The following is a 22,330-nucleotide window of genomic DNA, read 5'->3' on the forward strand; positions in this document are numbered from 1 at the left end:
ACGTCGAAGAAGTGATCGGGAGTGTCAGCGACGCAGCAAAGCCACGCCGAGACTTATCAATCCGGTGGTCAAGGCGGCGACTCCCAGCCACAACACAATGACCAGCGAGTTCGGCTGGGTGCGGCCGCTCCCGAGAGCCGAGAGGAAGAATCCGGCCGAAATCAGCACTGCGGCAGCCGGAATCGCCAGCCGCGACACCCAACCGAACCATCCGGTCAGCCGCAGCGCGTCGGCCAGCAGCAAGGAAACGAGCGACAGCATCAACAACACGGCCGCATGCGCGTGACCGGCACGGTCGAAGCTCTGCTGGAATGCGGTCTGCGGCACCTTTCCGGTGTCGACCAAAGTGAGGAAGTAGCCACCGAATTCCACCGACGGCATGACCAGCAGGAGAATTCCCGCTATCCGGCATGTCGTCCGCGACAGCGTCGGCGCGAGAGCGTCATTCGAATGTGTTCGAGTTTCGATCGACATCGGAGTGGTTCCTTTCAGCAACAGTATGTCCGGATCGAGATCGATCAAGCCACCCAGCTGTCCGCATCCGGCGGGAGCAGGGCACGCAGCCGATTCAAGGCGCGTCCACGCAAGGGCCCGATCGATCCACGCGGAACCCCCAATTGGGCACTGACACAGTCGTAGCTCGGTTCCGTGTTCGCCATCAATGTCCGGAGTAGACGCTGGTCCCGGACCGGAAGCCGACGCAGCGCGACGCGGACCTCGCGCACCGCGACACCGCGCATGACATGCTCGACCATCGAATCGTGCTGGACGGCAATATCGGGTACAGCATCCAGATCGGCTGTGATCCTGCTGATGTCCCTCGCGGTGTGCTTCAAGCATTCTCGGCGCGTGGTTGTCGTCAGCCAGGCGGCCAAATGTTCGGTTGATCGCAGATCACCCAGGTGACGCACAACGTTCACCCATGTCGACTGGTAAATATCTTCAGAATCGTGCTTCGACAATCGAAATGATGCGATAACGGTCCGCATCAGCGGCGAATACTCGTCGACCAGTTTTCGCCACGCTTCCGGACAGCCGTGCACACACGACGAGACGAGTTCGGCAACCCGCTCGTACCCATTGTCCTCGGCCATGTCCAACCTTTGTCGTTCGCAACAAGACTTATTCAGGCTATGGGCGCGGACGCTAGGACTGGAGTCCACTTTGGAGGTAGTCGCAATACCTCCAAAGAGGTACGCACGAAGAAAGTCATGACACGCGAGTCGGCACATGGATGGTCCGGACCAACATCTCGCCCAACAGCGCGTTCACGCTGGACACATCGCCGCCGAGCAGGTCGAGCAGCAGGACGGACACCCGGGAGAATCCTTCGCTCGCCACCGAGTGGATCTCCTCGTCGACGCAGGCCAGGCCGTAGAGCTGCACGAGGAAGCGTGCCGTGGTCTCGTCTTTCAGAAGTCCCCGACAGTTCTCGAGCGGCGCCGAGGCACCCGCCACGCTGGATTGGCCCAGCAGATCGAGCAGCCGCTGTTCGATCTGGTCGAACACATACTCCGCGGCCGCCACGAAGATTGCCGTCTTCGTGGAGAACAGGCGGACGACATACGGCTGCGAAACACCCACGGCGCGAGCGATCGCGTCCGTTGTGGTCGTGCCATACCCGTAAGCGCCGAACACCTCGACCGCCGCGACGGTGATCTGCTGCCGACGTTCATCGGCCGTGAGTCGGGGAAGGCTCACCGCGTCACCTCCTGGTCTCGGTCCTGCCTCTCACGAATACAGAGCCCCGACCGCCCAACTCAGATACAGCTGTTGATCACATGGGCGATCTCCGCAGGTCGAGCATCGAGATAGAAGTGCGAACCGGGGAAGATGTGTAACTCGAAGGCCCCGGTGGTGTGTGCGCGCCATCGTTCGAGTTGGACCGGTGAGACCACAGGATCGTCAGCGCCGGTCAGCCCGACGATGGGACAGTTCAGCGGTTCGCCGGGGATGTGTACATAACTCTCGATCGCGTGATAGTCGTTCCGGACCGACGGCAGCACGGCGGCCGCCAGCGCGGCGTCGGTTCTCAGCACGGCTACCGACCGGGGGTCGTTGGCCAAACGCTCCATTTCGGTGATCAGAGTGGCGTCGTCGGTCTCGATCGTCTTGTCCGGTGGCGGCTCGGAGGGAGCAGTCCGGCCGGAGACGAAGAAGGGACTCAACCGCCGGCCGCGCGCCTCGAGCCGCAGGGCGGTCTCGAAAGCCACTGTGGCACCCATGCTGTGACCGAAGAAGGCCAGCTCAGCGCCGAGCAGTGGTTCCAGTGCCTCGGCCACCTGGTCAGCCAGTTCGGTCAATGATCCGATCGGCGCTTCGCCGATACGATCGCGGCGGCCCGGATACTGAATGGCGTAGACCGCGACACCGTCGACAATGTGGTTCGCGAGGGCCCGCCAGCCACCGGCTGCCCCGCCGGCGGGCGGAAAGCACACCAGGGTGGGCTGTCCCGGCTTGCCGGCGCGCATCCTCCGCGTCCAGGTGGCGAACATGTCACGCGCCACCGGGAGCCTCCTGCACGCGTGACTTCAGCCAGCGCTCGGTGAACGCGTCCACCGCGCCCGAATCCTCGATGACCCCCTTGGCGATCTCGGCGGCAATCAGCCTCCCCGCCATCGGGATTCCGGATTCGACCGTCACCACGTACTCACAGATGCTGCCATCCGCACTGTCACGCAGTTCGAAGACACCCGACATCGAGCCGATCGCGGAAATGGCACCCCGCACCTCGGCCTGTGCCAACCCGTCGGAGAACGGCGACCAGCGTTCGGAGTAATTCAGACGCAAGCCGGCCGGCCACGCCTTCGACAGCCGAGGTGGGATACGGTCGGGAGCAAGGGGTTTGGACACCGCGGCGATGAGGTCGCCCTCATCGTGTCGAACAGACAGCTCGGCGAACGGTCCGTCCAACTCCGCCACCCTCGCTCGCCAGTATTCAGGACTGACCATCGCCTCGTGGAGGAGTCCGGCCGAGAAGGGAAATTCAGTGATCAAACGAATCTTTTGAGTCACAACTACTCCTGGATCTACCGGGCTCGGGGCAGCTATTTCTGGATTCGCGCCCGAGCGTCGACCCAGGACAGCGGGATGTCCTGAGTGTTCGCCGCCGAATCCACGAAGCTCGGGTCGCCGATCCGGCCCTTCATGTCGGCGAGCATCTTCGCGTGCGTACCGCTGTGCGCGAAGCTGTCCATGGCCGCCTTGTCCGACCAGGCGGACAGGGTCCAGAAGGTCTTGGTGAGCAGCTTCGCGTCCAGCGCGAAGCCGACGCAGCCGGGCGCCGACTGCAATTGGGTGCGGATCCGCATGGTCCAGTACAGAAATCGGGGCACGTCGGCGTAGCTGCGGAGCGGCAGCCGCGAGGTGAGAACGTGGAGTTGATCGCCGGCCGCGGGGGTGTGGGTTCCGGTCGTCCAGGGCAGAGCGGGCATGACAGGCCTCTCCTTCTTGTTGGTGTTCTGTGATTACGACGGGGTGCCGGAGGCTGCGCGTTCCGGTTCGGTGACGGGCTGCTCGACCTCGATGTCGCCGTCCGACTCGCGGATTCCGAAACGGTCGTAGATGCGTCGCAGCGGGCCCGGGGCCCACCAGCCGAGGTGGCCCAGCAGCCGCATGATGGCCGGGACCAGCAGGATGCGAACCACCGTGGCGTCCAACACGATCGCGACGACCATGCCGACACCGAACAGGATCATGGTGAGGACCTTGCTGGAGGCCATGGCTGCCAGCGGAACGCACATCAGCAGCGCGGCGCTGGTGATGAGCCGGCCCGTACGCTGCACGCCGGTGGCCACCGCCGCGGTTGGATCGCCGAGCGCGTCGTACTGTTCACGAACCCGCGACAGGAGGAAGACCTCGTAGTCCATGGACAGTCCGAAGATCAAGGCGAACAACATGATCGGCATGTTCGGTTCGATATTGCCCGTCGGCTGGAAGCCGAGCAGATCGGAGAAATGGCCGTCCTGGAAGATCCAGACCAGCGCTCCGAACGTCGCCGAGAGCGACAACAGGTTCATCACGATCGCCTTCAGCGGCAACAGCACCGAGCCGAACGCCAGAAACAGCAGCAGGTAAGTGGATATGGCGATGTAGATCAGCATGGCGGGCAGCGCATCACCGAGCCGATCGAGGGTGTCGTCGTAGGTCGCGGTCTCGCCGCCGAAGTACACCGATGCGCCAGCGGGTTTCGGCTGATCACGCAGCCGGTGCAGCAGCTCGCGGCTCGGCTTGGACACCGCCGCTCCCTCATAGGCCACCGATACGCGCGCGACCGTCCCCTGGGCGCCGGTGATCTCCGCGCGACTCGCGCCGGGAACGCCGGCCAGTCGGTGGGTGTAATCCGTCAGCGCCGCTTGCTGATTCGGCGTGTCCGCACCCGCGGGCAGCACCACGACCGCGTCGATGGTCTTCGCCGCGCCGCTGGGAAAGTCCTTCTCGAGCATGTTGAAGACCTGGCGGCCCTGCGCGGAGTCCGGCAGCTGCCGCGCGTCGTTCACACCGAACTCGATGCGCAGCAAGGGCGATGCGAGCACCAACAGCAGGGCGATGGCGGCCGTCGCCACGATCACGGGTCTGCGCATGACGCCCTGAGCCAGGCGGTACCAGAATCCGGTGGCACTCGGGATCACCGAACGCTGCTTCCACAACGACAGCGCATTGATGCGCCGGCCCAGCAGTGACAAGGCCGCGGGCAGCGCGACGAGTGAGAAGAACATCGACAGCAGCACCGCAGCGACACCGCCGTAGGCCATCGACTCGAGGAACACGAACGGGAAGAAGCTCATCGAGGCGAGTGCGACCGCGACCGTGATGCCCGAGATGGCGACGGTGCGTCCGGCGGTCGCGAGGGTGCGAGCCAGCGCGTCGCCGCCCGTATGGCCCTGTTCCATCTCTTCGCGGTAGCGGCTCACGATGAACAGGCCGTAGTCGATGGCGACGGCCAGGCCGAGGATGGTCACCAGACTCATGGCGAACACAGAGATGTCGGTGAAGTGGGCGAACACCCGCAGTACAGCCATCGAGCCGAGAATCGAGAGACCACCGACCGCGAGCGGCAGGCTGGCCGCGACGAATCCACCGAACACGATCACCAGGCAGATGAACAGAACCGGGAACGACAGCCCCTCGGCCATGCCGAGATCCTTGCCGACCTGATCGCCGGCCTCGTAGCCGGCGGGTGTGTTTCCGCCTCGGAAAGTTTGCAGGCCCGCCGCCGACAGCTGGTCCTTGATCTTCAGGTAACTGTCCTGTTTGGCATTGTCGTCGCCCCCGACGAAGTTCAGCAGCGCGTAGGTCGCGTGCCGGTCATGACTGACCAGCTCCTCGAGGCCGGTACGCCAGTAGTCGACCGAGCCGGTGACCGCCACGCCAGGCAGGCCGTCGAGCACATCCTCGACGGACTTCCGAAACGCAGGGTCGTCGACGGTGCGATCCGCGCTGCGGTAGATGACGACCGCGTCGGGACTGCGCTGCGCGAACGACTTGTCAGCCAGTTCGGCGGCTTTGCGACTGTCGGATCCGCGCGCCTCGAACCCGTTCGGCACCATGTCGCCGAACACCCCGAGCCCGTAGACGCCGGACAGTACGGCGATTGCCGCCGATACCGCCAGCACGACCAATCGCCGACGATTGATGAAGTAGCCCAGTTTTTCGAACACTGTTACGCCCCTTTCGCACAGTAGAGATCAACGAGCCGTTGCTGATTCGGGCACATCCGAGGGTTCGGCGACCACGCTGGCCGTGGACACCCCGCTCTCGGCCCGCTCGGGTCGGCGCGGAAGCAAGATCGCGACGATCGCGCTCAGGGTCAGGAAGCCGCAAGCCCACCAGAGGGCGGGCACATAGCCGTCGGTGAAGGACTGCCGGTCGGCGTAGCTGCCATGGGCGGCGAACACCGCTCCCAGGACGGCGATTCCGAGCACCGTGCCGAAGTAGCGGATGGCGCTGGAAACGCCGGAGGCGACGCCCTCGAATTGCGGCGCGACGTATTCGAGTGCGAGCCGCGCGATCGGGGGGAAGAACAGGCCCATCCCGGCGCCGCTGATCACGAAGGAGGGTACGAGTACCGCGAAGGCGACATCGGGGGTCGTGACCGCCGCCAGCCATCCCAAGCCGATCGCCTGCAGCACGAGACCAACGACCAGCACAGGCTTTCCGCCGACCTTGTCGATCAGGATGCCGGCGATCGGAGCCGTGAACGTCGGCATGGCCGTCCACGCCAGGGTGTGCACACCGGCCGACAGCGCGGAGTAGTGCTGGACCGACTGCAGGAACTGCACCAGGAAGAACACCGCGCCGAACATGCCGACCGACATGCCGAGTGCCGCCAGTGCGGTCAATGTGAATCCGCGGCTGGTGAAGATCACCGGCGGCACCATCGGCTCGGCGACGCGATTGATCCACACGACGAACGCGATCAGCAGCAGCCCGCCGCCGATCAAGGAGCCGAGCACCCCGGTGCTGCTCCATCCGTGATCGTTGCCCCGGATCAGGCCGAAGACAATGCCGAGCAGACCCACAGCGATCAGTGCGTTGCCCACCAGGTCCAGTCGGGAACTCGTGCCGAAGCTCTCCCCCACCAAGGCGATGGCGAGCGGAATGAGCACCGCGCCGATCGGCACATTGATCCAGAAGATCCATTGCCACGACGCGTAATTCGTGATCGCGCCGCCGACCACCGGTCCGAGGCCGACCGCCAGACCGCTCATGGCGCTCCACATTCCGATGGCCGCGCCACGCTTGGCGGGGGGAACCGCCTGGGCGAGCAGCGTCAGAGTCAGCGGAATGACGATGGCCGCACCCACCCCTTGCACCGCACGGGCAGCGATCAGCGCGCCGATCGACGAGGACAGGGCGCAGGCCGCGGACGCTCCGGTGAAGATGACCATGCCGACCGCGAAGGTGCGCTTGCGACCGAACCGATCACCCAGCGACGCGCCCGCCAGCAGCAGCACGGCTTCGGTCAGAGTGTAGGAATTGATGATCCACTGCAGGCCGTCGAGGCCGGTGTGCAGTTCCAAACGAATTGTAGGAAGCGCGTTGAAGACGACCAGATTGTCCAGCGAGACCATGAAGATCGCAATTCCGCTGACAATAAAGGTCCACAACACACGTCGAGAGTCGATTTTCGACATGGTGGTTCCTCATGGGAAATTGTGGCGTAGTACGTAATTCGACTGCGCTGAGAAACCGCCAGAAACCCGGAAGCTACTCGTCAGCTTCCGGGTTCAACAGTTCCAGTTCCAGCACACTTGTGACATTCAGCAGCATGCCCTGAGCCATGAAATCGAACGCCCCTCCGGCATCACTGCCGGACAGCTCCCGCACGGTCTGATAGAGCCGATGGAATCGTTCACGCGCCAGGGCGCGGATCTCGTCATCGAGAGCCGACGCAGCGTACACCTGTAATTGGAAGGTCAGCGACTGACGGTCGCCCAGCAGATCGATGTAGGCCTCGGCCATCGCGTCCATGCGATCGGCTTCCACGCTCCTCGCTGCCGCGGCGCGAAAAGCTTCCTCCACCGCGTCGAATCCTTGATTCGTCGCGGCGAGGAAGACCGCTTTCTTGGTCGGGAACAATCGGAAGAGATAGGTCTGCGAGATACCGGCCCGCAGGGCGATCGACTCCGTTGACGTCGCCGCATAGCCACCGGCAGCGAATTCGGCTATGGCGGCGGCCAATACCTGTTCGCGTCGCGCGCTCTTCGACATGCGCGTCCTTACCGGTGAGCTCATGTCGCTAAGTTTAGTGAGCACTCACCCAACTAAGCAAGGTGCTGGGCAGACAGTTCAGCTTCCGTTAACAATCCCGACAGCAGCCTCGCGACGATCTGACTTCCGTTGCGAGACATCACAGATGCCGGATGAAACTGCAATGAGGCGAACCCGTCCCCGCGCAGCCCATGGACCTCTCCGGTGTACCGGTCGCGCGCCACCATCACGCGCCTGCCGTATCGAGCCTCGAACACGTCACTTTCGCTGTGCGCCTCGAAGGCGTTGTAGAAGTACACGGGCTCGGCGGCGCCGAACAGGTCGACCACTCTCAGGACGCCCTGATTCGACAGCGCCCTGCGACGAATCGGCAGACCCAGCACAGTACTCAGCACCTGATGGCCCAGACACACCGAGAAGAACGGCCTCCGGGCCGCGAGCAGTTCCTCGGTGACCTCGCGCAGCTTCGCGATCTTCGGATCGCGCAAGTCACGTGGATCTCCGGGCCCCGGCCCGACGACAGCGAGGTCGAATCGCGAAACATCGAGCGGCACATCGAATCTGCGGACGGTGATGTCGAATCCGAGCCCGCGCAGCATCCGCGCACCCATCGCGGTGAAGGCGTCCTCACCATCGATGATCACGGCGGTGCGACCGGCATAGTCGGGTGCGGCCGGACCCGGTTCCAGCCAGAGCGGCGCCAGCGGGGTGTTCCGCGCACGCAATGCCTCACGCACGGCAACGTGGTCACCGATGCCCGCGTACCCCGGAGGCGCTGCATTGCGGCGCAGCGCATTCAGCAGGCCCGCGGCCTTGGCTCGCGTCTCCAGCGCCTCGGCGGCGGGATCCGAATCGCGAACGATCGTGGCGCCCACGCCGATTCGCATCGCGCCTGTCGAGTCGATATCGGCGGTCCGGATCAGAATGGCAGAATCCATTCGCCGCGTGCCGCTGTCGTCGCGGCCGACCAGTGCCACCACGCCGGCGTAATAGCCACGGCTGTCCGGCTCGAAGCGAGCGATCACCCGGCACGCGTTCTCCAACGGACTCCCGGTGACCGTGGGAGCAAGCAGCGTCTCCCGCAGCACCTCTCGATAGTCTCGGTCGCTTCGGCCGGTGATCAGATAGCGAGTGTGGGCGAGGTGCGCCATCTCCTGCAGTTCCGGGCCCTCGACGTAGGGCTCGTCGCAGATTTGGCACATCATCTTCAGCTCTTCGTCGAGCACCATGTACAGCTCATTGGCTTCCTTGCCGTCGGCAAGGAAGTCCAGAACGCCCGCGGGGGTCGGCCCACCCTCCGGATAGCGGTACGTGCCGCTGATGGGAGTCATGGCGACGGTGCCGCGGTCCACGCTGACGTGGCGTTCCGGGCTCGCGCCGATGAGCATCCGGTCGCCGGTGTAGACAAGGAACGTCCAGTATGCGCTGCGCTCGGTGGCGAGCAAGCGTGCGAACAATGCCAAACCCGACGCGATGTCCCAGTCGTCGATCTTGGCCCGCCAGGTCCGCCGCAGCACGAAATTGGCTCCCGCGCCGTGGCCGATCTCCTCGGCGACCACGCGCGCGACCAGGGCGGCATAGTCCTCGTCACTGATGTCGAACTCCCCCTCGCCCAAGTCGATTCGATGATCGGCGACGGCCTTCCGGAACGCGTCGGGCTGCAGCTCGAAGCTCTCCGCGACCTTCAGATACGACACCTGCTCCGCGTCGGGCCGGTGAGCGAACCCGCGTTCGCCCACCACTCGATAGGGCAACAGCGCGAGCAGTTGATGACAGTCCACGCCGCCGACGTCGGCGTCGGGCAGATCCGCGGTACTCCCCACCTGACGCATGTCGCCCAGCAGGACCTCGATACGCGTCTCGGGGCCGCTTTCCGGGCGATACAGCAGCGCGAACGGTCGCCCGCCGAGGCCCAGTTCAGCGATCCGCTGCTGGTTCGTCGCGGTCAAGGCACTCTCGTCTCGGAAAATGCGATGTCGGCCGCCACCTGTGACGTCAGCACCACGCGGCCACAGCGGGTCGCCACGTATTCGGTCGCCATCTTGTGGTGTTCGGGGGTGAAGTCGGCGACCGCGTCGGCGATCATGAAAGCCTGAATATTGTTCGCGAAGGCATCAGCGGCAGTCAGCAGCACGCCGACGTGGGCGTACACACCGCAGATGATCAGCTGGTCGCGCTCCAGGTAGTGCATCCGCTCGAGCAGATTGGTGTCATGGAACGCGCTGGCTCGCCACTTCGTGAGGACGGGGTCGCCGAGCGCCGGGGCGATCTCCGCGGGTATGCCTCGATCCTCGAGCCGCGCTGACATGCCCGGACCCCAGAAGTCCAGGAGCAGGCCCCGCTCCTGCGGGGTCATGCTGCCGGGCTGAGCCGTGTAGATGACCGGAACATCCAGCCGCTCACAGCGTTCCCGTAGCCAGCGCACGTTTCGCATCAGCGCACTGCGCGGCTCGCAGCCCTCCGCGAACGGCTGCAGGAAGTAATGCTGCATGTCATGGACGAGCAGCACGGCTCGTTGGGGCTCCATCGCCCAGTCGACGAGATTGTCCGGCAGATCCGACTCGGCCGGCATGGGGTAGGGGGCAATAGGCGAAATCGCCACGGAGACACTCCTGCTCGGTCAGACACCCAGGGTCGCGCCGCCGTCGACGACGAGCTCCTGCATCGTGATGTGGGCTGCGGCATCGGACAGCAAGAAGCGGACGGCCGCGGCGATGTCGTCGGGCTGCGCGACCCGGCCCAGAGGAATACCGACTCGGAATGCCTCCGGAACCCCGTCCACCGCGATGCGTGAAGCCTGCTCGTGATTCCACAACGCGGTCAGCATCGGTGTGTCGGTGGAACCGGGAGCCACTACGTTGCAGCGGATCCCGTACCTGGCCAGCTCCAGCCCGAGACAGCGGGTGAACATGGTCGCGGCGGCTTTCGACGCCGCGTACCCGGCCATGCCGACCCGTGGGGTCGACCCGGCATTCGAGGACACGGTGACAATCGCTCCGCTCGACCGGCGCACCATGTGCCTGGCGGCTGCGCGGCTCATGTGAAATACGCCGCCGACGTTGACCGCCATGGTGTGATGCCAGTCGTTGTCGGACATTTCGGTAATCCAGCCGGACTGCAGGACACCAGCGGCATTGACGAGATAGTCGATCCCGCCGAGGACATCGACGGCCTGAACCACGGCCTGCTCGGCCTGTTCGGCGTTGCTGACGTCCGCGACCAAGGGCAGCAACTCGCAGTTCTCGAGTCCGAGCCCGGATGCCACCCGTTCCAACGCGTCTCGATCTCGGTCGACCATCGCGACCGCGATTCCGGAGAAGGCCAGTTCGCGGACGATCTCCTCGCCTATGCCGCCGGCCGCTCCCGTCACCACCGCCACCTTCATCGCGCCACCCCATCGAGGATGCCGCCGACCACGTCGCCGGGGACGCGCAGGCAGCGCGTCGTGAAGGAACCCAGCGCATCGAGGTAGCCGTCGCGCAGCTCGGCATAGGAGACGCCGACCGGCTCTCCACCGGCGATCAACGTCCGTCCGGCAACCATCACGGTGTCCACATCGGCGGAGCCACCGAGCCAGAGGAAGCTCTCCAGCGGTCGAGGATTGAGCACATAGCGCCAGTCGTCCGCGCGCACGAGCACCAGGTCCGCCTGCTTGCCCGGCTCCAGACTGCCGAGCTCATCGGACCATTGCAGGCCCTTCGCGGCAAGGCGGGTCGCCATGGCCAGCGCGTCGGTGGGCAGTACCTCGATCTGGCTCGCGGCCATCTCGTTGTAGGCGAGCCATGCGGCGCGCATCGTCTCGACCATTCCGGCGTTCGGAAGGGAGGCTCCGTCGGTGGAGAGTGATACGTCCAAGCCCGCGCGCCGCAGCGCCGGCACGGCACCGGTCTCGGTGATCGCGGATTCTCCTGCGGGACCGTACTTGCCAGGTGAGTGGCTGATATGGACGCCCGCCTCGAGCAGCAGGCGCCGCTCCTCGTCGTCGACGAATGCGCAGTGCGCCGCCATCAGCTTGTCGTTCAGCAGTCCGAGGTCGTGCAACCGTCGAACGCCGGTCGTGCCGTAGTACGTGCGGAGCAACTCGGGTTCATTGCGTACCGCGCCGACGTGGGTTGCGAAGCCCACGTTGTGGCGCCGGGCGAGATCGGCGAAGCCGAGGCCGAGTTCGTCGGTCATATTGGTCACGTAGGCGATGCTCGGACGGCATCGGATCCGGCCCGTCGTGTCGGAGTCACACTGTCGCAGCAGGTCTTCGACCTCGGACAGCACTGAATCGGTGTCCCGCGTGCGCTCGTACCGATCGCCGCCGAGCGGGCAGACCGCGTCACCCGCCCACGTGGTCGTGCTGTATCGAATCCCGAGATCGAGTGCGGCCCTGACCATTTCATGCGGGCGATTGAGCGAGCCGACGTCGCCGATCGTGGTGACGCCACCACGCAGCTGCGTCCACATGGAGTACTGAGCGATGGCGTACGCCTCATCGGGTGTCATCGCCTCGATCAGTCCGCCGAAGGAGTCGAACGTCCGCGAGATGGTGTGCATATCGCCGCCACCACCGAAGAAGCCGATCTCATCGGCTCGATCAGCCGCGGGACGTAGCGCGCCACGCAGCGGGAAGCCCATGGCGAACATGTCGTGCCAGTGACCGTTGACCAAGCCGGGCAGCACCATCATCGCGCGGGCGTCGACAACCTCGAGATCGTCGCGAACAGCCACGTCGAGTCCGGCGACAGCGCTGCGGACCTCTTCGACGGATCCGACCGCGCTGATGTGCTCACCCACGACGAGTACCGAGCCACGGGAAATGACAGAGTCGCTCCGGTCGGCCGGGTACACACAGCCGCCTTCGATCAGAACCGCCCGCTCGGTCATCGGCTGGACTCCAGCTCGGTAAAGTACGTCACCCAGGCGCCCAGGGTGGGGACGTCGATCAGCACCTCGAAGTCCGCGGGAATGCCCGCCTTGTTCCAGTGCCCCACCATCCGCATGATCTCGAGTGAACTCAGGCCCAGCAGAACGAGATTCGCATCGGCGTCGAGTGCGGCGGGGTCGGGCATCTGCAATGCGATGGCCAGAATCATTCGAAGTTCGCGCTCACCGGGGACCGGTGAAACACTTTGAACAGCACCGTTCGTCACGACGGCACTCCTTTCCCTGTGTGTGCCAGCGCCTTTTTGTCGACCTTGCCCAGCGGAGTCAGCGGCAGCTCGTCGACGAACCGGACCTCATCGGGCAGCTTGTAATCCGCCACGCCGCGCGCATGCATCGCCTGTCTCAGCTCCGCGGGTGTGGGGGCGGCGCCCGCCGCCACGACGAACGCGCAGATACGTTCGCCGAAAAGCTCATCGGGCAGACCGACAACCGCGACCGCCGCGACCGCGTCGTGGGTGAGCAGATGTTCTTCGACCTCGGCAGCGTTGATCTTGTCGCCGCCTCGGATCACGACGTCCTTGATCCGGCCCTCGATCACCAGATCACCGCGTGGCGTCAGCCGAGCGAGATCACCGGTGCGATAGAAGCCCTCCGCGGTGAAAGCGCGCGAGTTGTGTTCGGGGGCGGCATAGTACCCACGAATCGTGTACGGGCCACGTGTGACCAACTCACCGATTCCGCCCAGCGGCACCAGCTCGACTCCGTCCACGATTCTGATCTCATCCGCGTACGACACCGGCCTGCCCTGCGTGGTCAGCTTCACCTCGACCGGATCCTCCGCGCGCGTGAAGCAGAGCAGGCCCTCCGCCATCCCGAACACCTGCTGAAGATCGCAATCCAGGGCGGGCATCACCTTCGCGGCCAGATCCTTGCCCAACTTCGCGCCACCAACTTGTACCAGGCGCAGGCTGCTCAGATTCGACGTAGTCCACTCCGCGACCTCGATCCACAGTGCCAGCACCGACGGCACCAACGAGGTGAAGGTCACCCCTTCGCGCTCGACAAGCGGCAGGCAGGCCATCGGACTCGGTGTATCCGACAGCACCACCGTGCCGCCCGCTGCCAGAGTGCCGACGACGCCAGGACATCCCCAGGCGAAATTGAACTCGATGGGCAGCGCTGCCAGATACGTATCGCTATTGGTGATTCCGCACAGCGACGTCGTCTGGGCGATCTGGTAGGCGTAATCGTCATGGGTCCGCGGCACGAGTTTCGGCAATGCTGTGGTGCCTCCGGAGAGCAGGAAGAAGGCGACGTCCGAGGGGTCGGCCGGCGGTGGCGTCCAGTTCTCGTCCACGTCGAGCGCATCCACCGCCACCAAGCCTTCGGCAGCCTCTCCGACCACGAAAAGCGTTTGCAGCGAGGAGTTCTCACGCTGAATACGGACCGCCAGTTCACGATGGTCGTAGTTGCGGTGTACATCCGGGAACACGTAGTGGGTCGCGCCGGACAGCTGCACGAGGTGGGTGATCTCCGCGTGCCGATGAGCGATCAACGAGAAGACCGGCTTGGCGCCCAGTTTCAACAGCGCGAAGACGACCGCAACGAATTCCGGGACATTCGGAAGTTGCACGAGTACGCGTTCACCGGGGGCCACACCCTGGCGCGCGAACCCGGACGCCAGGCGGAAGACCCACTCCTCCAGTTCGCCGTAGGTGTATCGGCGGTCGTCGTGAACGAGCGCGATGGCCTCGGAGTCGCGTCGGGCGGCGTGAGTCAGCAGAGCGTCGACGGGCTCCCCCCGCCAGATTCCCAGTCGCCGGTACCGATTGGCTGTTTCCGTGGGCCACGGGGTGCATCCGGTCAACATCGCAAGCTCCTAGGCGGCCGGTGCCGGAGTGAGGATCTCGACGACGGCCGCGCCGGCTTCCATGCCGACCGCTGTCGCGATCAGCAGCACATGATCGCCAGGCCCGACCTGGCCGGTAGCCCAGACGTGCTCGAGTCCGAGGAACAGGTCCGCCGTACCGGTGTGCCCGATCGTCCGGACGAAGTCCCAGACCTCCTGTTCCTGCTCGATGCCCAGCGGCAACAGGAACATGGCCTCCAAGGAGTCGCGGGCGAAACCGAGATGGCACACCTTCACGATCTTGTCCATGCCGACCCCGGCCTCGTCGAGCGTCCGCTGGGCGATTTCGGCCACCCGCAGACCGAAGTTGCGGATCGGCGGCGCCTGGCCCGCGGCCCACTGCTCGCGCACCTTCGCCGAACGGTCGTCGAAGTTCAACCCGACTCCGCGAGTGACGCCGGGCGGGAAGAGTTCCTCACCGGCGCGGTGCAGCACCTCCATCGAGGAATCGGACAGCGAGCCGACCGCCAGCACCTTCGCGAAGCCACCGCGGCGCGACACCACAGCGGCTGATCCGGCGTCCGCGAGCACGAAGAGCTTCGAGGCGCGCCAGCGGTCGACCAGTGGGGTCGAGAAGTTGTCTCCGGTCGTGATCAGGATGGCGTCGTGAGAGGGGTTGGCCGCCAATCGATTCGCCGCGGCCTCCAGGCCCGCGAGCATGCCGAGACAGCCCTGTTTGATCTCCAGGGCCGGGATCGGGCGATCGACCGTGTTGTTCAGGACGTAATGAGCCGCCGACCAGCCGTCGGGTCCCTGATGGTGGGTGTAGCTGTGCATCAGCGCACCGAGATCGTCGGCCTGGTGTCCACTGGCCGACAGTGCCTTCCGGGCAGCCGCGATCGCGAGTTCGGGTGCCGGAGTGTTCGCACTCACCGCGATCGACTCGAGGCCGGAGACCGCCAGTGCCGCCTCGTCATACCAGCCCGCCGCGACAGCCGACGACATCGGAATCAGTTCCGGCACTTCGCTTCCGATGCCCGCCAGATACAGGTCTTGGGTCCGCATGCCAACCATACGAACATTTCACCGGCCGGATCTCATGAGTAGTCGGTACTCAATTTTCTCGCTGTGGACAACTCCTCGCAAATTTGAGTAGCCCCGGTCCGACTTTGAGTAGCCTCGCCTCTGGTGAGGCCGTCCACCCAGAGCAATCATGAAATGCGTTCCGCTGAAGGAGTACTCATGACGCATGTGTCGGCCGTCCCCGCGCAGACTCGCCGCCCGGAGCTGGGTGACTGGTCGAGTTTCGAAGAGCTCGCGGAGCTCCAGCGAGCCAGATTGCCTCAACTGTTCGATCGCGCAGGTAAATCCCCGTTCTACGGCAACCGATACGCGAGCGGTGGCGCTCCGGTCGCGGCCGCTGACTTCGAGTCCCTGCCCCTGACCACCAAGCAGGATCTGCGGGACTGCTATCCGTTCGGACTCCTGGCCGTCGACCGCAGGGAACTGGCCACCTATCACGAATCCAGTGGGACCTCGGGCCACCCCACCGCGTCCTACTACACCAACGAGGACTGGGTCGATCTCGCCGAGCGATATGCCCGCAAATGGGTGGGAATCACACCGGACGACACCTTTTTGGTACGCACGCCGTATGCGCTCGTCATCACCGGGCATCTCGCACAGGCCGCTGGGCGGCTGCGTGGCGCGACGGTCGTCCCCGGGGACGCCCGCTCTTTGGCACTGCCACTATCCCGGATTGTGCGACTGCTCGTCGCTCTGGACGTCACTCTCACGTGGTGCAACCCCACCGAGGCCGTGATGATCGCCGCGGCGGCCAAGGCCGCCGGCCTGCGCCCCGATACCGACTTCCCGTCTCTGCGTGCCATGTTCGTCGCCGCCGAGCCGATGACCGCCGCCCGGAAGCGCCGATTGAGCGAGATCTGGGGCGGAGTGAAGATCGTCGAGGAGTACGGGTCGACCGAGACCGGCACGATCGCCGGTGAATGCCAGGACGGCCGGCTGCATCTCTGGGCGGACCGCGCGATCTTCGAGGTGTACTCCCCCGATACGGGGCAGATCTCCGCCGCGGGTCACGGACAACTGGTGGTAACGCCGCTGTATCGCGAGGCCATGCCGCTGCTCCGCTACAACCTCGCCGACGACGTCGAGGTCAGCTACGACCCCTGTACCTGCGGGTTGATACTGCCGACCGTGCGCGTTCTGGGGCGCGCGGGCTTCGGCTACCCGGTGACCGGCCGGACGGTGACGCAGAACCAACTCGAGGAGCTCGTCTACTCCCTGCCCCGGGAATTCCAGGTGATGTTCTGGCGCGCACAGGCGACTCCGGAAGCGCTGCTGGTGGAATTCGAAGCGCCGGACGATGTCCGCGACTGCGCCGCGGTCGAGTTGGGCGCCGCGATCGACTCCGCCCTCGCCATCCCGCACCGGATCACTCCACTGCGGCCGGGCACGCTCGTGCCGACCGACGCATTGGTCGCCGAGCGCGACATCCTCAAGGCCCGCTACCTGTTCGGCCCGGACGAATCCTGGGACAAAGCCCTGATGTACCAGTGACCAGCCGCGAGCCGGCTGGGCCACGGAAGAGAACGACGGAGAAAGCACGTGACCACAACAGAGTTCGCCACCACTGACACTGTCGCCGACCCGGTGGCCGCTGTCAGCCGCATGGCGCGATCGGGACTGTTCGGGGACTATGTCGTCTACGAGCGCCCCGGCGCTTGGGTTTTCGCGGCAGACCCCCTGGCAACGATCGAGCTGGATACCGACAAGGTACGGATCACCGCGAGTGGAACAACTCGGGAGGAGCCCTGGACGGGCCGCCCCGTGACGGCCCTCGAACGGGCTCTCGACCGAATCCGCCTGGAAGATCCCATCGCGGCGACAGCGTCGGCCTATGGCTGGATCGGATTCGAATTCTGCGCCCACGCCCTCGAGGCGAAGCATCATCTCGCTCCCGGGATCACTCTGGCGCACTTGATGATTCCGCGTATCGAGGTCACCATCACCGCGTCAGCGGTAACGGTCTGGGGAGCCAGCGCCGAGGAAGCCGCTCACATCGACGAGATCCTGTCCGCGGCAGCCGATCCCCTGCCGGTGGCCGAGGCCGTCGATGTTTCGGGCGACGCCACTGGCTATCGGCGGCGCGTGGCGACCGCGATCAAGGAGATCCGGTCGGGCCACTACGACAAGGTCATCCTCTCGCGCCGGGTCGACCTGCCTTTCGCGATCGACATCTCCGAGACCTATCGCCTCGGCCGGGCGCACAACACGCCGGCTCGATCGTTCCTCCTCCAGCTGGGCGGCCTCGAGGCGGCGGGCTTCAGCCCCGAGCTGGTCGTGGCCGTGGACGTCGACGGCACCGTGACCACCGAACCGCTCGCCGGAACCCGCGCCTTCGGCCGCGGACTCCCCGCCGACCGAGCCGCCCGCGACGACCTCGAGCGCAACCCGAAAGAGATTGTCGAACACGCGGTCTCGGTTCGCGCCTCCTGTGCCGAAGTCGCGACGATCGCCGACCCGGGCACGTTGTCCGTCACCGACTTCATGTCGGTCCGCGAACGAGGCAGCGTCCAGCACCTCGCCTCCACCGTCCAGGGCCGCCTCGCCCCCCACCGCACCCCTTGGGACGCCCTCGAGGTCCTCTTCCCCTCGGTCACCGCTTCCGGCATCCCGAAACGCCCCTGCGTCGACGCCATCTTCCGCATCGACGGCTCCGCCCGCGGACTCTATTCCGGGGCGGTGGTCACCCTCTCACCCGACGGCGCCCTGGAGGCAACCCTCGTCCTCCGAGCCGTCTACCAGTCCAGTGGCACCGCCTGGCTCCGAGCCGGCGCGGGCATCATCGCGCAATCGAGCCCCGAGCGCGAATTCGAAGAGACCTGCGAGAAGCTCGGCAGCGTGGCGCCCTACCTGGTCCCACGCACATAGCCCGATCGTCCACTCACCGGAAAACGCCGGATTGCCTTGTGTCAGACCACAGCCTGGCACAAGGCAATTCGGCATGACACCGAGGTGGCTGCTCATACCGTCCGCGTTGCGATTCCTCGCCGAGTCCGGCGGGTGACGTCGCGTGAACGGTAGGGCATCCCGCGGATGCGCGGAGCCGGATGCCCTACCGCGGATCCGCCGTCGGATACAGCCCGGCCGGCAGATCCGGACCTCAGGTCAAGGACCACTTGCGGGCACGGTCGCGTTGTGCCCAGAATCGCGTGTAGCGGCCGTCGGTGTCGAGAAGTTCGCTGTGCGTGCCGCGTTCGGAGATCGAGCCGTTGTCCAGGAAGAGGATCTGGTCCGCATGCATCACGGTGTGCAGGCGGTGAGCGATCACCAAGACCGTGCGGTCGGCGGTGAGGGTGGACATCGCGTCGTACACCGCCCGCTCGTTTTCGGCGTCGAGCGCCGCCGTCGCCTCGTCGAGCAGGACGACAGGCGCGTTCTTCAGAATCGCGCGGGCGATCGAAACTCGTTGCCGCTCACCGCCTGACAAGGTCGAGCCGCCTTCACCGACACGGGTCTCCCAACCGTCGGGCAGGCGATCGACGATCTCGGTGACCCGCGCGGCATCGGCGGCGGCCCGGACCTGGGCATCGGTGGCACCCGGTCGACCGAGGCGAATGTTCTCCTCGATGGTGTCCTCGAACAAGTAGACGTCCTGGAAGACCACCGAGATTCGAGACATCAGATCGACGCCCGCGATGGAGCGGATATCGACACCGCCCACTGTGACGCGGCCGGCATCGACGTCCCAGAAACGCCCGATCAGGCGGCTGACCGTCGTCTTGCCGGACCCGGAGGGGCCGACCAGTGCGGTGGTTGTGCCCTCGGGAATGACGAAGGAGACGTCTCGCAGAACCGTTTTGTCACCGTAGCCGAATTCGACCGCCTCGAATCGAACCTCGTTGCCCGACGGGGTCGACGGCATGAGCGGCTCGGGCAGTACGGGTTCGTTCAGGAGGGCCAGCACGCGATCCAACGCACCGCCCGCGGACTTCAGCGTGGATCCCAGCACCGCCAATTCGGTGATGGGCTCGGTGAATCGGGCTGCGAGCACCAATACCGCCACCAGCGTCGCGGCGGCGAGACCATGGTCCAGCACGAGGTAGACGCCGAGCGCGATGACCGTGGTGAAGGTTGCCTGAACAGCGACGCTCAGCCCGATCAATCCGGGTACCGCGGTCGCCAGCACTCGTCGCGCCGCGCGGTGATCGGTCTGGATTGCCTCCTCCAGGAGCCTGTCTCCGGCTCCACGCCCGAACACCCGGAGTACCGGCTGCAATTGCGCGAACTCGACCACCCGGCCGCTGCTCTCGGCGCGCGAGGCGGCACGGACGGCATCGGCGCGAGCACCCAGCGCCACACTCCAGCGGTAGACCAGGATGATCACGGGAATCGTCAGCGTCACGGCGATCGCCAGACGCCAGTCGAAGAGATACAGCGCCACGACGACCGTCGCCGGGGTGACGACGGTGTTCACCAGCGGGCGCAACAAATGCGCGGGAACACCCATGATGTCCATGACGCTCTTGGTGGCCAGCTGGCCGAGCATGCCGACCCGGTCGGCGCCGAACCAGCCCAGCGGCAGCGACGCCACAGTATCGCCCAACCGAGTGTGCAAGCTTCTCGACAGCGCCCCGCCCACCCGAACGCCCAGCTGCAGACTCACGTAGTACTCGATGGCGTAGACCGCGAGAACGACCAGCAGCAGGAACATCCACGGCCACAGGACCGAGGCCGGGTCGGGTCCGAAGAGGGTTTTCAGGATCGGTACCAGCAGAGCGAAGGCGATGCCCTGCATCACCGCGCCGATCACGAGCGCGACGAGCATGTGCCGCAAGGCGCCGCGGTGCTCGGGTCCGACGACCGTCAGCAGTTTCCGGATCATCATGCGCCGGTCCTCTCCTCGATGCGTTCGTAGTCCGCCCACATGCGGGCATACCGCCCACCGGCGAGCACCAATTCGGTGTGCTTGCCTCGCTCGGCGATGGTGCCGTCGGCGAGAACGACGATCTGGTGGGCGCCTGCCACCGTGGAGAGTCGGTGCGCGATCATGAGCACTGTCTTCTCGGCGGTGAGCCGAGACAGTGCGTCCTGAACGGCGGCCTCGGACTCCGGGTCGGCGTAAGCGGCGGCCTCGTCGAGGACGACGATCGGGGTGTCCGCGAGCAGCGCCCGCGCGATCGACACCCGCTGCGCTTGCCCGCCCGACAGTTGGGCGTCCATTCCGACGACAGAGTCGTAGCCGCGCGGAAGTGCCTGGATCTCATCGTGGATCGCGGCTGCGCGCGCCATGGCGATGATCTCGTCGCGGGTTGCATCGGGCCGAGCCAGCGCGATGTTCGCCGCGACGGTGTCGCGCAGCAAACGAACGTCCTGGAACACGAACGCCACTCGACGGTAGAGCTCGTCCGCTGCCATCTCCCGCACGTCCACACCACCGATGGTGACCGCGCCGGCGGTCACGTCGCGGAACCGCGGCACCAGGGTCGCGAGTGTGCTCTTGCCCGCGCCCGACGGCCCGACCAGGGCCGTCACCGTACCTTCCGCGAGCTCCAGGTCGACGCCGGCGAGCACCTCCACCTCACCGTCGTAGGAGCAGCGCACACCCTCGAGCCGGACAGTGTTGTCCAGCGGCACGCGCGGAGTCTCGGACACCGGCAGAACGGCTGTATCGAGCGTCTGGCGCACCTGCTCGGCGGCGGTCTTCGCCATGCTCAGTTCGTAGCTTGCGTAGAACAGCGACAGCACCGGAGCGGTGAGTCCGACGCCGAGCAGGGCGAACGGAAGCAGGTCGACCGCGTCGAGCCAACCGCGAGTCACGAAGATCGCCCCGCCGCCGAGCACCACGGTCAGTACGACCACCGGCGACAGCACCACCTCGGCCACGGTTTTCGATGTCAGTGTGGAACGGACCCAGGCGGTGAAGAAGCTGGAGAAGTCGGAGGCGGCCCGGGTGTAACGTTCGTGTGCCCGGCGGGTCTGCCCGAAGATCTTGACCACACCGATGCCTTGCACGAATTCCACTGCCCGGCTGTTGATTTCGGCCATCGCCTGCCCGTACGCGGGCATACTCTTGCCGATCGCGGCGGCGGTGACGGAGTACAGGCCCAAGCCGATGATCAGCGGCAGCAGCGTCACCGATGTCATCCGCCAGTCGACCCAGATCAGATATGCCACCGAAGTGGCCGGAACCACTATGGCGGACGTGATTTCGAGCATGGAATGCGCCACCAGATGGTGCATGGATTCCACGTCGTCGGTGACGACCTTCTTCACCGCCCCGGAGTTTCGGTCGGAGAACCACGCCAGTGGCACCTCCCCCAGCCGCCGGACCAAACGCTGCCGGATGTGCAGCTGCAGTTCGTTGTCGGCGAAGTGGGTGATGCCACCGGCGGTGAGCAGCAGGATGGTGCGAACGAACAACGCGACGACGGCCACCGCCACCCACAGCCAGGCATCCGCGGACCGGTCCGGTCCGGGACCGACGAGCGCGCGTCCGAGTTCCGCGATCGCGATGAAGGGCACGACTCCGGCGGCGGCGCCGAGCGCCTGTGCCAGGACAGCCGCTCGCAGCCGCCAGCGAATCGGTTGTAGGAGTCCACTCAGTGTCGAACTGTTCTCTGCCATCACCTTTCCCCGTTCATACGGCGGCGTGCACGCGCGCGGCGAGGTCACCGAGTTCGCGCCGGCTGTGAACGCCGAGCTTGCAGTAGCTGCGCTGCAGGTGGTTCTCGACTGTCCGAATGGAGATGAACAATCGCGCGGCGATATCCCGGTTCGACATCCCCTGTGCCGCGAGGGCCACGATCACACGCTCGCGGCGGGTGAGCGACGCGGAATGCCGGCTGTAAGTGGCGAACGATACGGTGGTCATCG

21 protein-coding genes are annotated in these 22,330 nt (G+C 65.6%); 2 read left to right on the plus strand and 19 right to left on the minus strand.

The window, feature by feature from the left end:
• Positions 1-24: 24 nt before the first annotated feature.
• The 16 genes from ACQP06_RS19310 to ACQP06_RS19385 form a co-directional block, all read right to left on the minus strand.
• Complete coding sequence (locus ACQP06_RS19310) at positions 25-522, minus strand: hypothetical protein (protein ID WP_433665921.1); 498 nt, start codon at positions 520-522, stop codon at positions 25-27.
• Entirely contained in the window at positions 519-1,094 is a 576-nt protein-coding gene (locus tag ACQP06_RS19315) for an RNA polymerase sigma factor (protein WP_433665922.1), read from the minus strand. The genes ACQP06_RS19310 and ACQP06_RS19315 overlap by 4 nt, the downstream gene beginning before the upstream one ends.
• A 115-nt stretch (positions 1,095-1,209) precedes the next feature.
• Positions 1,210-1,701 (minus strand): TetR/AcrR family transcriptional regulator, encoded by a 492-nt coding sequence (locus ACQP06_RS19320; protein ID WP_433665923.1) that lies wholly within the window; start codon positions 1,699-1,701, stop codon positions 1,210-1,212.
• Positions 1,702-1,760: 59 nt separating this feature from the next.
• Positions 1,761-2,495: a thioesterase II family protein gene (locus ACQP06_RS19325; protein ID WP_433665924.1), complete on the minus strand. Its 735-nt coding sequence runs from the start codon at positions 2,493-2,495 to the stop codon at positions 1,761-1,763.
• A 1-nt stretch (position 2,496) separates the two neighbouring features.
• Entirely contained in the window at positions 2,497-3,015 is a 519-nt protein-coding gene (locus tag ACQP06_RS19330; protein ID WP_433665925.1) for a DUF2505 domain-containing protein, read from the minus strand.
• A gap of 32 nt (positions 3,016-3,047) precedes the next feature.
• Positions 3,048-3,434, minus strand: coding sequence for a hypothetical protein (locus ACQP06_RS19335; protein ID WP_433665926.1), 387 nt, complete (start codon positions 3,432-3,434; stop codon positions 3,048-3,050).
• Positions 3,435-3,467: 33 nt separating this feature from the next.
• Positions 3,468-5,660, minus strand: a complete 2,193-nt coding sequence (locus tag ACQP06_RS19340) for an MMPL family transporter (protein ID WP_433665927.1) — start codon at positions 5,658-5,660, stop codon at positions 3,468-3,470.
• Positions 5,661-5,687: 27 nt separating this feature from the next.
• Complete coding sequence (locus ACQP06_RS19345; RefSeq protein WP_433665928.1) at positions 5,688-7,136, minus strand: MFS transporter; 1,449 nt, start codon at positions 7,134-7,136, stop codon at positions 5,688-5,690.
• A gap of 73 nt (positions 7,137-7,209) precedes the next feature.
• On the minus strand, positions 7,210-7,737 hold the full coding sequence (locus ACQP06_RS19350) for a TetR/AcrR family transcriptional regulator (RefSeq protein WP_433665929.1): 528 nt from the start codon (positions 7,735-7,737) through the stop codon (positions 7,210-7,212).
• Between the two features lie 29 nt (positions 7,738-7,766).
• Positions 7,767-9,662 (minus strand): anthranilate synthase family protein, encoded by a 1,896-nt coding sequence (locus ACQP06_RS19355; protein ID WP_433665930.1) that lies wholly within the window; start codon positions 9,660-9,662, stop codon positions 7,767-7,769.
• Positions 9,659-10,285, minus strand: a complete 627-nt coding sequence (locus ACQP06_RS19360) for an isochorismatase family protein (RefSeq protein ID WP_433673369.1) — start codon at positions 10,283-10,285, stop codon at positions 9,659-9,661. Before ACQP06_RS19360 ends, ACQP06_RS19355 begins: the two co-directional genes overlap by 4 nt.
• A gap of 48 nt (positions 10,286-10,333) precedes the next feature.
• Positions 10,334-11,098: a 2,3-dihydro-2,3-dihydroxybenzoate dehydrogenase gene (locus ACQP06_RS19365; protein WP_433665931.1), complete on the minus strand. Its 765-nt coding sequence runs from the start codon at positions 11,096-11,098 to the stop codon at positions 10,334-10,336.
• Positions 11,095-12,585, minus strand: a complete 1,491-nt coding sequence (locus tag ACQP06_RS19370) for an amidohydrolase family protein (RefSeq protein WP_433665932.1) — start codon at positions 12,583-12,585, stop codon at positions 11,095-11,097. The genes ACQP06_RS19365 and ACQP06_RS19370 overlap by 4 nt, the downstream gene beginning before the upstream one ends.
• Positions 12,582-12,851: a phosphopantetheine-binding protein gene (locus ACQP06_RS19375; RefSeq protein WP_433665933.1), complete on the minus strand. Its 270-nt coding sequence runs from the start codon at positions 12,849-12,851 to the stop codon at positions 12,582-12,584. The genes ACQP06_RS19370 and ACQP06_RS19375 overlap by 4 nt, the downstream gene beginning before the upstream one ends.
• Positions 12,848-14,455: a (2,3-dihydroxybenzoyl)adenylate synthase gene (locus ACQP06_RS19380; protein WP_433665934.1), complete on the minus strand. Its 1,608-nt coding sequence runs from the start codon at positions 14,453-14,455 to the stop codon at positions 12,848-12,850. Before ACQP06_RS19380 ends, ACQP06_RS19375 begins: the two co-directional genes overlap by 4 nt.
• Positions 14,456-14,464: 9 nt before the next feature.
• A complete protein-coding gene (locus tag ACQP06_RS19385) occupies positions 14,465-15,499 on the minus strand; it encodes a ketoacyl-ACP synthase III family protein (RefSeq protein WP_433665935.1) in 1,035 nt (344 codons plus the stop codon).
• A 177-nt stretch (positions 15,500-15,676) separates the two neighbouring features.
• Here ACQP06_RS19385 and ACQP06_RS19390 point away from each other — a divergent pair, with 177 nt between their 5' ends.
• Both ACQP06_RS19390 and ACQP06_RS19395 read left to right on the plus strand, forming a co-directional pair.
• Positions 15,677-17,011 (plus strand): phenylacetate--CoA ligase family protein, encoded by a 1,335-nt coding sequence (locus ACQP06_RS19390; protein ID WP_433665936.1) that lies wholly within the window; start codon positions 15,677-15,679, stop codon positions 17,009-17,011.
• A 48-nt stretch (positions 17,012-17,059) separates the two neighbouring features.
• A complete protein-coding gene (locus ACQP06_RS19395) occupies positions 17,060-18,385 on the plus strand; it encodes a salicylate synthase (protein WP_433665937.1) in 1,326 nt (441 codons plus the stop codon).
• 232 nt (positions 18,386-18,617) lie between these two features.
• Here ACQP06_RS19395 and ACQP06_RS19400 read toward each other — a convergent pair whose 3' ends face one another.
• Genes ACQP06_RS19400 through ACQP06_RS19410 form a run of 3 tightly spaced genes read right to left on the minus strand, consistent with a single transcriptional unit; the run spans position 18,618 to position 22,328 of the window.
• On the minus strand, positions 18,618-20,342 hold the full coding sequence (locus ACQP06_RS19400) for an ABC transporter ATP-binding protein (RefSeq protein WP_433665938.1): 1,725 nt from the start codon (positions 20,340-20,342) through the stop codon (positions 18,618-18,620).
• Positions 20,339-22,081, minus strand: coding sequence for an ABC transporter ATP-binding protein (locus tag ACQP06_RS19405; protein WP_433665939.1), 1,743 nt, complete (start codon positions 22,079-22,081; stop codon positions 20,339-20,341). The genes ACQP06_RS19400 and ACQP06_RS19405 overlap by 4 nt, the downstream gene beginning before the upstream one ends.
• 13 nt (positions 22,082-22,094) lie before the next feature.
• Complete coding sequence (locus ACQP06_RS19410; protein WP_433665940.1) at positions 22,095-22,328, minus strand: response regulator transcription factor; 234 nt, start codon at positions 22,326-22,328, stop codon at positions 22,095-22,097.
• Between the last annotated feature and the right edge of the window lie 2 nt (positions 22,329-22,330).

The organism is Nocardia sp. CA-136227, assembly GCF_050955695.1.
Taxonomy (GTDB): domain Bacteria; phylum Actinomycetota; class Actinomycetes; order Mycobacteriales; family Mycobacteriaceae; genus Nocardia.

Bases quoted from the DNA above. Each gene is read 5' to 3' on its own strand.
- ACQP06_RS19400 (WP_433665938.1), bottom strand. From the start codon at position 20,342: ATGATGATCCGGAAACTGCTGACGGTCGTCGGACCCGAGCACCGCGGC.
- ACQP06_RS19405 (WP_433665939.1), bottom strand. From the start codon at position 22,081: ATGGCAGAGAACAGTTCGACACTGAGTGGACTCCTACAACCGATTCGC.
- ACQP06_RS19380 (WP_433665934.1), bottom strand. From the start codon at position 14,455: ATGTTGACCGGATGCACCCCGTGGCCCACGGAAACAGCCAATCGGTAC.
- ACQP06_RS19370 (WP_433665932.1), bottom strand. From the start codon at position 12,585: ATGACCGAGCGGGCGGTTCTGATCGAAGGCGGCTGTGTGTACCCGGCC.
- ACQP06_RS19360 (WP_433673369.1), bottom strand. From the start codon at position 10,285: ATGCCGGCCGAGTCGGATCTGCCGGACAATCTCGTCGACTGGGCGATG.
- ACQP06_RS19350 (WP_433665929.1), bottom strand. From the start codon at position 7,737: ATGAGCTCACCGGTAAGGACGCGCATGTCGAAGAGCGCGCGACGCGAA.
- ACQP06_RS19410 (WP_433665940.1), bottom strand. From the start codon at position 22,328: ATGACCACCGTATCGTTCGCCACTTACAGCCGGCATTCCGCGTCGCTC.
- ACQP06_RS19315 (WP_433665922.1), bottom strand. From the start codon at position 1,094: ATGGCCGAGGACAATGGGTACGAGCGGGTTGCCGAACTCGTCTCGTCG.
- ACQP06_RS19325 (WP_433665924.1), bottom strand. From the start codon at position 2,495: ATGTTCGCCACCTGGACGCGGAGGATGCGCGCCGGCAAGCCGGGACAG.
- ACQP06_RS19335 (WP_433665926.1), bottom strand. From the start codon at position 3,434: ATGCCCGCTCTGCCCTGGACGACCGGAACCCACACCCCCGCGGCCGGC.
- ACQP06_RS19365 (WP_433665931.1), bottom strand. From the start codon at position 11,098: ATGAAGGTGGCGGTGGTGACGGGAGCGGCCGGCGGCATAGGCGAGGAG.
- ACQP06_RS19390 (WP_433665936.1), top strand. From the start codon at position 15,677: ATGACGCATGTGTCGGCCGTCCCCGCGCAGACTCGCCGCCCGGAGCTG.
- ACQP06_RS19385 (WP_433665935.1), bottom strand. From the start codon at position 15,499: ATGCGGACCCAAGACCTGTATCTGGCGGGCATCGGAAGCGAAGTGCCG.
- ACQP06_RS19345 (WP_433665928.1), bottom strand. From the start codon at position 7,136: ATGTCGAAAATCGACTCTCGACGTGTGTTGTGGACCTTTATTGTCAGC.